Origin of the sequence: Tenuifilum sp. 4138str, from assembly GCF_041102575.1 — a bacterium.
Taxonomy (GTDB): Bacteria; Bacteroidota; Bacteroidia; order Bacteroidales; family Tenuifilaceae; genus Tenuifilum; species Tenuifilum osseticum.
Genome location: NZ_JBGCUE010000004.1, coordinates 60,466 through 71,317, shown reverse-complemented (window position 1 = coordinate 71,317; position 10,852 = coordinate 60,466). Strand labels below are relative to the sequence as shown.

General features: G+C 43.5%; 9 protein-coding genes and 1 tRNA gene. 5 read left to right on the top strand and 5 right to left on the bottom strand.

Annotated elements, in window-relative coordinates; translation table 11 throughout:
• Positions 1-956: 956 nt before the first annotated feature.
• Positions 957-1,940 carry a metal-dependent hydrolase gene (locus AB6811_RS05360; protein ID WP_369489412.1) on the bottom strand — a complete coding sequence of 328 codons (984 nt, stop codon included), beginning with the start codon at positions 1,938-1,940 and terminating at the stop codon, positions 957-959.
• Between the two features lie 65 nt (positions 1,941-2,005).
• On the opposite strand from AB6811_RS05360, the gene rlmD reads away from it, so the two are divergent.
• Positions 2,006-3,406, top strand: coding sequence for a 23S rRNA (uracil(1939)-C(5))-methyltransferase RlmD (gene rlmD / locus AB6811_RS05355; protein WP_369489411.1), 1,401 nt, complete (start codon positions 2,006-2,008; stop codon positions 3,404-3,406).
• Between the two features lie 154 nt (positions 3,407-3,560).
• Here rlmD and AB6811_RS05350 read toward each other — a convergent pair whose 3' ends face one another.
• The gene (locus tag AB6811_RS05350) at positions 3,561-4,577 is read right to left on the bottom strand and encodes a hypothetical protein (protein WP_369489410.1); all 1,017 of its coding nucleotides are present in this window, start codon (positions 4,575-4,577) and stop codon (positions 3,561-3,563) included.
• 139 nt (positions 4,578-4,716) lie between these two features.
• On the opposite strand from AB6811_RS05350, the gene AB6811_RS05345 reads away from it, so the two are divergent.
• Positions 4,717-5,085, top strand: a complete 369-nt coding sequence (locus AB6811_RS05345; protein ID WP_369489409.1) for a VanZ family protein — start codon at positions 4,717-4,719, stop codon at positions 5,083-5,085.
• Positions 5,086-5,377: 292 nt separating this feature from the next.
• On the opposite strand, the gene AB6811_RS05340 is transcribed toward AB6811_RS05345, so the two are convergent.
• On the bottom strand, positions 5,378-5,536 hold the full coding sequence (locus AB6811_RS05340) for a hypothetical protein (protein ID WP_369489408.1): 159 nt from the start codon (positions 5,534-5,536) through the stop codon (positions 5,378-5,380).
• A 1,282-nt stretch (positions 5,537-6,818) separates the two neighbouring features.
• Positions 6,819-6,892, bottom strand: a tRNA-Ala gene (locus AB6811_RS05335).
• Between the two features lie 181 nt (positions 6,893-7,073).
• Here AB6811_RS05335 and AB6811_RS05330 point away from each other — a divergent pair.
• The 3 genes from AB6811_RS05330 (at position 7,074) to hflX (ending at position 9,845) form a co-directional block, all read left to right on the top strand.
• A complete protein-coding gene (locus tag AB6811_RS05330; protein ID WP_369489407.1) occupies positions 7,074-7,760 on the top strand; it encodes an energy transducer TonB in 687 nt (228 codons plus the stop codon).
• 119 nt (positions 7,761-7,879) lie between these two features.
• Positions 7,880-8,560: an energy transducer TonB gene (locus AB6811_RS05325; RefSeq protein WP_369489406.1), complete on the top strand. Its 681-nt coding sequence runs from the start codon at positions 7,880-7,882 to the stop codon at positions 8,558-8,560.
• 67 nt (positions 8,561-8,627) lie between these two features.
• Positions 8,628-9,845 carry a GTPase HflX gene (gene hflX / locus AB6811_RS05320; RefSeq protein WP_369489405.1) on the top strand — a complete coding sequence of 406 codons (1,218 nt, stop codon included), beginning with the start codon at positions 8,628-8,630 and terminating at the stop codon, positions 9,843-9,845.
• Here hflX and AB6811_RS05315 read toward each other — a convergent pair.
• Positions 9,826-10,818: an aspartate-semialdehyde dehydrogenase gene (locus AB6811_RS05315; RefSeq protein WP_369489404.1), complete on the bottom strand. Its 993-nt coding sequence runs from the start codon at positions 10,816-10,818 to the stop codon at positions 9,826-9,828. The two genes, hflX and AB6811_RS05315, sit on opposite strands and share 20 nt — an antisense overlap.
• Between the last annotated feature and the right edge of the window lie 34 nt (positions 10,819-10,852).

Genomic DNA, 10,852 nt, shown 5'->3' with positions numbered 1-10,852 from the left:
TATTTATTACACCATTTATCGAGTTGATACTAATAAAAAAGCTAAGGCATAGTACAACACCTTAACCTATACTAAAACCTATACTGTTAATTTTAACTAAATTCCTCCTCCTCATGAAACCCAAATACAAAATACACCGTATAAAAGCCTTTAAATCTTTTAACTTATTGATTATTAATATTTTACCTTGTTTTTTACTACTGTTATTGGTATAGCAATTTACGGCGATTTTTTAAAATACAAATTTTTTTCTTAAAAAATGTTAGGAGAGGGGGTAGGTTATATGGTGTGGGAGTGAGAAAAGGTTAGCTGATTGTTGTTGGTTATTGGTTGATGGTTATTCATGTGAATGTTTTTCATGTTGAGCGTTAGGGAAACATCACGCTGTCGTGCTGAGTCCCGAATTATCGGGATTGACTTCGCCGAAGCATCTCTTTGCTCTTTTTTCTTCAATCCTTTGATGAGATCCCTCGACTTTGCTCGGGATGACAAAAACCCTATCTTCCCTTCTGCTCCCTTGTCATGCTGAGCTAGCCGAAGCATCACTTTGCTCCTTCATTCCCTTTTGACTGGTTTTTCGGGAATCGCTCATTGCATTGCCTTTCTGTTGCGATGCAACGCTTCACCAATATTCTTTAGAGAAAGAATTGCGTGTATGACAATTCATGGGGAGTAGTCATAGGATTACAAATGTTACGCCCCTACGGGGCAGGAGGCGTTGTTCGTTGTTCGTGTGTTGTTGTTCGTGAATGCCATTCTGTGTAACACCGTGTTACACTGTGGAACCCTGTGATACTAATTTAGTTGATAGTTGTTGGTTGATGGTTGATAGTTGTTGGTTGATGGTTGTTAATTGTTGGTTGATGGCTTGAAACAATCTTCAATCATGAATCTGAAATCTTAAATCTGAAATTTGAAATTTTTATCCTTTAACCTTATCCTTTACCCATTTGGTCTTAAAAAATCTTCCGCACTAGCTTGCTAATATTCGTTGGATTTATCCCTCTTTTGGGATGGGTGCGCCCTACCCTACAATTTTTCTCGTCAATCCTAAAACGTAATACATAGGCTGCAGGATAGCTACTTTCCAGGCTTGAAAATCGTAAATCGTTTACATAAAAGTAACCTTGATCGGAGTAATCAATGGTAAAGTAGTTTTTTGTAAACTCCTTTATTCGTTCTAAAGAACAAGTAGTAATACTATTTTCCTTACCTTTTAATAATAGGGTATGGCTCACTATCTGTTTCTTAACGATATTTACCTGCGACACCCGGTAACCCGACGAATCCTCAACCACAACCATCCAAACTAGGTTTGTAAGCGGTAATGGTGTTGAATGAATCCGGGTAAAATCAATTCCAGCTGTTGTTAACCTATCCCTAACTTCCCTCTCAAGCGATAATTTAATGTAAACATTCAACAAAAAGTAAAGCAAAACCACTGATAGCCACAAAAGTGCTATAAACCTTTTTTGAAAGCGAGATTTTTCCCTTAAGAAAAGGAGTGCAGCAAGGGTTAGCACAAGTATAACCAGCAAATTTATATCAATTATTGCCATGGCATCGAACGATATTCTTACACTACTAAAGGGTTCAAGGATACCGGTTCCGTATGTGTTAAAAATATCCATAAGTAGATGCGAAAGCCATGGTATCAATACCAGAAGCCACCAAAAACCAAATGGATGTCGGCTTTTGTAGTACCTATTTAAAAGATATCCCAGAAAAGCTGAACCTATAAACATTAGCAGAAGCGAATGGCTAAAACCTCTATGGATGTACATAGCCTCCACGGGATCAAAGAAAGGGGTAAAAGCAGCATCAAAATCGGGGATGTTTGCGGCAATAGCACCAATCACCATTGCTTTAGTTCCCAACTTACCGTTACCTAAAGCATGGCCAATAATGGCACCGGTTAGTGCGTGTGTTAACGAATCCATACAATTTAGCTACCTTTGCAAAACAATACGATGCTTCATAAAGTTCAAATTTACTTAAAATAATCGTGGGACGAAGAAGTAAGCCTCTGCTTGAGCAAATCCTGATTGAGGATATTGCTGCCGAAGGGAAAGCCATTGGAAAAGCCGATAACAAAGTTGTTTTTGTGCCTTTTGCCGTACCCGGCGATGTGGTTGACATACAGGTTACCAACAACCGAAAAAACTTCATGGAAGGGCACGTGGTTAAGTGGCACAAGCATTCACCTAACCGTATTGAACCCTTTTGTTCTCATTTTGGCCTTTGCGGTGGTTGCAAATGGCAAAACCTACCCTATGAGGAACAGCTAAAATTTAAGCAGAAACAGGTAACCGACCAGCTAAAACGCATTGGGAAACTTGAATTACCAGCTATATTGCCAATAATTGGATCAAAAAATATTACCCACTACCGTAATAAGCTGGAATTCACTTTTTCCGATAGCCGTTGGTTGACTCGCGAGGAAATTGAGCAGGCTGGCGAGATAGAAAGGGTTCCTGCACTGGGATACCATATTCCTGGTAGGTTCGACAAGGTTTTTGATGTAAGCAACTGTTACCTTCAACCCGAACCATCCAACTCAATCAGGCTGGCCGTTAGGAATTATGCTATCAAGCATGGAATTCCTTTCCTTAACCTTTACACCAAACAAGGGTTACTGAGGAATCTGATTATTCGCACAGCAAGCACAGGTGAGGTAATGGCAATCCTATCGGTAACCCGATACAATAATGAGGTTCAGGAATTGCTGGAGTACATGCGTATCAGTTTCCCTCAAATTACCTCGCTGATGTACGTTGAAAATAGCAAGCTAAACGAAACCATAAGCGATTTGGAGGTTAAACTCTTTGCGGGTAAGGATCATATTACAGAGGTGATGGAGGATTTAAAGTTCAGGGTTGGACCTAAATCGTTCTATCAAACCAACTCGGAGCAGGCACTAGCGCTATACAGGGTTGCCCGCAGCTTTGCTCAACTTTCAGGTAGTGAACTGGTTTACGATTTGTACACAGGTACAGGTACTATTGCCAACTTTGTGGCCAGGAATGCCAAAAAGGTTGTGGGTATAGAGTATGTGCCTGAAGCTATTGATGATGCCCGAATCAACTCGAAGCTAAATGGAATTACAAACACAATTTTCTTTGCCGGCGATATAAAAGATTTGCTTAGCGATAAATTCATGGACGAGCATGGCAAACCCGATGTGGTAATACTTGATCCACCCCGTGCAGGAATCCACCCTGATGTGGCTAAAGCGCTGGTGGCTGTTCAGCCAGTTCGTATTGTTTATGTTAGCTGCAACCCAGCCACCCAGGCGCGTGATATTGCCCTAATGTCTGACATTTACAAGGTATCCCGTATTCAACCTGTTGATATGTTCCCTCAAACCCACCACGTGGAGAATGTGGTGCTTCTGGAGAAGCGCTAATTGCAAGTTGTTGGTTGATAGTTGATGGTTGATGGTATAGGAACCACCTATAATCTTAAATCTGAAATTTGAAATCTGAAATTTAAAATTTTTATCCTTTATCCTTACCTTGAACACCAAACACTAAAAACGAAACACGCCTTACTCATGGGCGCTATTTCTTCCTCTGGTAGTAAAGTTGCAATTTCTTGCGGAAAACGCGTTCGTTGGCCTCGTTTATCCGTTTGATAAGTGCTTCGATTAGTTCTGTGCGGCCTTCAAGTTCATAGCCTGAAACCACCTCGCCATCGGAGTAAACAATTTTTTCAATCTTATACCCATCAACACCCAGCGAGAGCGCCACGGCGGCATTGTAATCGTCGAAGATGATTACGGAGGGCATGGTGTTCACATTATACTTAAGCACTGCTATCAAAACACGAGAGCTGATATACCTTATTTGGTCTTCACCCAGGTACTTGGCTCCGAGTAAGAGTTTTACCAGATCGATTTGAGCAACCTCCCGCATCCGGCGGTTGGCAACCATATTGTCGTAATCGGATTGGTTTGTTGAAAGGAATAAATCGATAAAGGGTTGGGGTACGCCCTGCAGGTCTTTCAAATCGCCCTCTCTCTTACGGATTTTATACTCCTTGTGTGCCAGGGGTTGGGTGTTTGGGTAGAAATATGTCCATTTCCGGGTACGCTTGTACGATTGGGTCATGGGTTTAGGTTTCCACTTAGTTGCCGGACGCATCAGAATGGGGTCAGTTAGCCTGAGGTTTTGTGACTCCAGAGCATAAACCATGCAGTTGATAAAATGGATGTAACCACCTCCTAAATTCCCATGAAGTGCAGACCACAACGTTTTGTAACTGGGTTGGGTCGAACTGTCAGCCCTGGTTTCATCGTTGTATATTCTCTTGCTTTTGATGTAATCAACAAATTCCTTATCGAGGGTAACAGGATAGTAGGTGGCTGAGTTATCGGTAGTGTCAATGAAAAGATCCTTGCCAGTGTGGTAAAGACCACGAACATCAACCACATAATCGGAGTCGTTAGCAAGCTTTACATGGAGCTTGTAGTCGGCACCCCAGCGCATAGCCGCTATGGTTGGCTGTAACCCATGCTGTGAATAGGCAACTACTGTTGCGGATAATACTATGATTACTACCGATATTAATCTTTTCATACCTTTTGGTTTTCCTTCCGTAAAGTTAGCAAAATTGATAACTGAAAGATTCATTTTGAAATTTTTTGTAGGCTAAAATTTTAGAGGGGGCATTAACCAATATTTATGTAAATTTGGTTTCTTAATACACAAATCAAATATGCGTTTGCGTCGTTTTACTATACTTTTTCTTACATTAGCCCTTTGGGTAACGGCAATACTGGTTATTCCCACTCTGCTGCCTATCAACTTTCCCAAATTTAAGTGCCTTGGGATTACTATTCATACCGACTATCTGGTTCACGTTGTGCTATTTGTTCTACTTGTAATTTCACTAAAAATAGTGGGAATTAAAACCTCTAGTATTGGCGTTCTTATTTTACTATTAGTGGCATCAGCGCTGGCTGAAGTTTGGCAACTATATATCCCCCATAGAACATTTAATACCTACGATTTAATATCGAACATAATTGGAGTAATAATTGGTTATGGGGTTGGGGGAAGGGTGAAGATAAAGGATAAAGGATAAAAATTTCAAATTTCAGATTTAAGATTTATGATTTCAGATTCAATGTCGTTTAGTTAAGGTTATTTGACATGTTGCGCGCAAGCGAAACATTACTCTGTCGTTCTGAGTCCCGATTTATAGGGATATAGACTTCGCCGAAGCATCTCATTGCTCTTTTCTCTTCAATCCTTTGAAGAGATCCCTCGACTTTGCTCGGGATGACAAAAACCCTATCTTCCTTTCTGCTCCCTTGTCATGCTGAGCTAGCCGAAGCATCGCTTTATACTTTCATTCCCTCTATTAATGAAATTCCTCAACCAACAGGAATGCCATTAGCAGTGGCATAAAAGCCTGACCCGGCAATGGGTCGGGGGTGGAACGTGGCGGTGGGCTTAGTAAGCGATACCAAATGAGTCACGCCAAAGGTGTGGTGAATTGTATCGTGCGGCAGTTCCACCCGCGGGGTACCCATCGGGTCGGGCTTTTCAGCCTTGATTTTCTTTGGTTCTTTCTTGTATCAAGACAAGAAAGAACATGTAAATAATTCTTTGTAATGATTTTTCTGTTGCGATGCAAAGCTTCACCTTTGCTCTTTGGAAAATGCATTGCGTGCATCGCTATACATGTAGGAATAATCAGGGTGTTACAAATATTGCGCCCCTACAGGGCTGGAAGCGTTGTTCGTTGTTCGTGAAACTATTGTCATGTTGAGCGCAAGCGAAACATCTCAATGGGTCGATTAGAGATCCTTCGCTCCCCGCTAGGGCGGGACAGGCCGCTCAGGATGACAGGCATGAATATTTTTGTTAACTAAACGACATTGATTTCAGATTCATGATTTTAGGTAATCTCATATACCATCAACCATCAACCATCAACTTTAACAACCTTCCCGCTACCTGCGGGACGCTCTGGCCAACTGAGGCGGGGTGGAAAATAAAAAAGGAACACGCTTCCCTGCGTATCCCTTTAACCGTGGAGGTAAGGGGAGTCGAACCCCTGACCTTCCCGCTTCCTGCGGGACGCTCTGGCCAACTGAGACGGGTGGAAAATAAAAAAAGGAACACGCTTACCTGCGTATCCCTTTCAGCCGTGGAGGTAAGGGGAGTCGAACCCCTGACCTTCCCGCTTCCTGCGGGATGCTCTGGCCAACTGAGGCGGGGTGGAAAATAAAAAAGGAACACGCTTCCCTGCGTATCCCTTTAACCGTGGAGGTAAGGGGAGTCGAACCCCTGACCTTCCCGCTTCCTGCGGGACGCTCTGGCCAACTGAGACGGGTGGAAAATAAAAAAAGGAACACGCTTACCTGCGTATCCCTCTCAGCCGTGGAGGTAAGGGGAGTCGAACCCCTGACCTTCCCGCTTCCTGCGGGACGCTCTGGCCAACTGAGACGGGTGGAAAATAAAAAAAGGAACACGCTTACCTGCGTATCCCTCCGCTTCCTGCGGGACGCTCTGGCCAACTGAGACGGGTGGAAAATAAAAAAAGGAACACGCTTACCTGCGTATCCCTCTCAGCCGTGGAGGTAAGGGGAGTCGAACCCCTGACCTTCCCGCTTCCTGCGGGACGCTCTGGCCAACTGAGGCGGGGTGAAAAATAAAAAAGGAACACGCTTCCCTGCGTATCCCTTTCAGCCGTGGAGGTAAGGGGAGTCGAACCCCTGACCTTCCCGCTTCCTGCGGGACGCTCTGGCCAACTGAGGCGGGGTGAAAAATAAAAAAGGAACACGCTTACCTGCGTATCCCTTTCAGCCGTGGAGGTAAGGGGAGTCGAACCCCTGACCTCTTGCATGCCATGCAAGCGCTCTAGCCAACTGAGCTATACCCCCATGAAATAACGCTGCAAAAATAAAAACTTTTTAATTATACTGCCAATTTCACGCAATTTTTTTTAACATGATTTAAAAAACTACGTATAATCATTGGAAGATAAATAAAATTTTTATTGCTTTGTAGCTCAAAATAAATTAGGAAATTAACCGTTATACCAAGAGCCAAATACGCAAAAATATGGAACTAAAGAAAAATCCCAAGGCTGACCTGCAAAACAAGAAACTCCTATTCTTTGAGATAGGACTTGCTTTATCGCTGGGTATTGTTTTGCTGGCCTTTGAATGGACAACCACCGACACCGTAAACGTTGACCTTGCCCAAACCACAGAAGTAAAGGTTGAGCAGGAAATTATTCCTATTACCAACCGCGATGAGGTTAAACCCCCTGAACCACCCAAGCAGATTACCGTTTCTGACGTTATCAAGGTAGTTGAGGATAACGTTAATATCGACGACAATACCGACATCTTTGATAGCGAATTCTCCGAGGACAAGGCTGTTACAATTATGGCGTTCAAGGATGAAGAAGAGGAAGAGGAAGAGTACACTCCATTCGTTATTGTAGAGGATATGCCCTCGTTCCAGGGTGGCGATATCAATAACTTCCGCGTTTGGGTACAGAAAAACCTCAAGTATCCCGATGTAGCTGCTGAAAACGGTATTCAGGGTCGCGTAATTATCAACTTTGTAGTTGAACCTAACGGAAAGGTTACCAACGTTAAGGTTATGCGTGGTGTTGACCCCTCTCTCGATAAAGAGGCTATACGCGTGGTTTCATCGTCACCTATTTGGAAACCTGGTTCACAACGCGGTAAAGCCGTTCGCGTTCAGTTTACCATTCCAATTATCTTTGTGCTTCAGTAGTTTATTAAATAAGATTAGAATACTAAACCCCGCTTTTTGCGGGGTTATTTTTTTATTATACACAATGAAAGGGGTATGATTATCGTTTTATTACTAGAAACCCTTTAACATAAAAAGTTATGGAAGCAAAAAAATCGAAAAAAGCCGACCTGGAAAGCAAGCGTATCCTCTTCTTTGAGGTAGGATTAACAGTATCGATCCTACTTGCTATCCTGGCCTTTGAATGGAAAAGTCCTGCTGGTATCAATACTAGCCTGATTGCTGAGCTTGGTAACAATAATGGCACTATTGAGTTACCGCCTATCACCACTGACCCTAAGGAGATGGTAAAACCAGACCCGCCCAAAGTAGTAATCTCCGAAAAAATTATTGTGGTAGATAACAATGTAGAGCCAAACTATAATACCGATATTTTTGAGGAACCCAAGGATGCTTATGTTCCTCCAGTTATTCGGATTGAGGAAAAAGAAGTTGATGAACCCTTTGAACGTGTTGAGGTGATGCCAACCTTTGATAAGGGCGATGCCAACCATTTCCGTAACACATACGTTATTCCAAATATCCGTTACCCACAAGAAGCAATTGACAATGGGGTAATAGGAGTTGCCTATGTTGAATTTGTAGTTGAGCGCGATGGCAGAGTAACAAACGTTAAGGTATTAAACAAAATAGATAAAAGCCTTGAACGGGAGGCCATAAGGGTTGTTTCGAGTTCGCCCCGCTGGGAGCCAGGAATCAATAATGGTGTAAAGGTTAGGGTTAAATTCGTAATTCCTATTAAATTTGTGCTCAATAATTAAACCTTTACTTTGATATAATCGTTAAAGAAAACCCTGATTATTCAGGGTTTTTTATTGATACAGCCAAATGATAAACCCAATTTCGACAGCAAAAAAACAGGAAAAAGCAGTACTGGTTGGTGTTTTGCTCCCTTTTCAGAAAGAGCAGGAGATAACCGATTACCTCGATGAGCTGGAATTCCTAACGGAAACAGCAGGGGCCATAACCCTAAAAAGGTTTATACAGAAGATAGATGAACCCAACCCACGCACATTCATTGGTAGCGGTAAAGTTCAGGAGATTGCTGCTTATATTGATGATAACGATGTGGACATGGTAATTTTCGACGATGAGCTCTCTCCTACCCAACTCCGTAACCTTGAGCACGAATTTAAACGCAAGGTGCTGGATCGAACCAACCTAATACTCGATGTGTTTGCCCAACGGGCAAAAACGGCTTACGCCAAAACCCAGGTTGAGCTGGCACAGTACCAATTCTTGCTTCCCCGCCTAAAACGAATGTGGACTCACCTTGAGCGTCAGCGCGGAGGTATTGGGCTACGAGGCCCTGGCGAGCGTGAAATTGAAACCGACCGCCGTATTATTCGCGACCGAATAGCCAAGCTAAAGGAGGAACTCAGCAAGATTGACCGCCAGATGGCTACACAACGTAAGAGTCGAGGGAGCGTGGTTCGTGTTGCGCTGGTTGGCTACACCAACGTGGGTAAGTCCACCATTATGAACCTCATCAGCAAATCGGATGTGTTTGCTGAGAATAAACTTTTTGCCACCCTCGATACCACAGTGCGTAAGGTGGTAATTGGCAATCTGCCTTTCCTGCTATCCGATACCGTTGGTTTTATCCGAAAGCTACCACATCAGCTGGTGGAGTCGTTCAAGTCAACCCTCGATGAGGTACGAGAGGCCGACCTGCTGCTGCATGTAGTTGATATAGCCCACCCCAACTTTGAGGAGCAAATCAATATTGTTAACCAAACATTACACGAGATTGGCGGCGGCGACAAGCCAACCATACTTGTGTTTAACAAGATTGATGCCTACACCTGGACCCGCAAACCCGACGATGACCTTACACCGTCAACCCGCGAAAACATTAGCCTTGAGGAACTGAAACGAACCTGGATTAGCAAAAAGGGAACCCATACCATTTTCATTTCCGCCAAGCAAAAAATCAATATTGATGAGTTCCGTGCGCTACTGTATAAGATGGTTAGGGAGATTCATGTAACGCGGTACCCCTACGACAATTTCCTATACCCCGATATTACCGAAGCCAACCTTTAGCATTTAAGTACTCGGCAATTTGAATGGCATTGGTGGCAGCACCCTTGCGAAGATTGTCCGATACTACCCAAAGATTGAGGCTTCGCGGCTGGGAAACATCGCGTCGGATACGACCTACAAACACATCGTCCTTGCCCTCGGCAAAACGTGGCATGGGGTAATGGTTAGTGGATGGATTATCCTGAACCACAACCCCCGGAGCCATGCGCAAAATTTCATTTACCTCATTGATATCGAATTCACTTTCAAACTCAAGGTTAACCGACTCGGAGTGGCCACCAATAACCGGAATGCGAACAACGGTTGGCGATACCATGATAGACTGATCGCCAATTATCTTGCGGGTTTCATCAATCAGCTTTTGCTCCTCGGTAGTGTAGCCGTTATCGAGAAATGTTCCGCCATGCGGAAAACAGTTTAAGTCGATGGGATGAGGGTACGCCATATCGGCCTCGTGCCCTTGGCGCTCAGCAAAAAGCTGGTTTACCGCTTTTACGCCGGTTCCTGTAACCGACTGGTAGGTTGAAACAACAATCCGTTTAATACGATACTTAAGGTGAATGGGGTTTATGGCTACAACCAGCTGAATGGTTGAACAGTTCGGGTTAGCAATAATTTTATGGTTTGGGGTAAGAACTCCTGCGTTAACCTCGGGAACAACAAGTGGAATTTCGGGGTACATACGCCAGCACGATGAGTTATCGATAACGGTAGTGCCCACCTCGGCAAACTTTGGAGCCCATTCCTTTGATGCGGCTGAACCTGCAGAGAAAATTGCAACGGCAGGTTTTTGCTTCACAGCATCGGCAACGGAGCAAACTTTTACCTCGGCATCCTTAAACTTTACGGTTTTACCAACCGATTTCTCTGATGCTGCAACAATTAACTCATCAACAGGGAAATTGCGTTCCTCCAGAACGCGAAGCATAACACTACCAACGAGGCCTGTTGCCCCTACTACTGCCACTCGCATAAATAAATATTTTACAGGTGATTAATTGATTTTT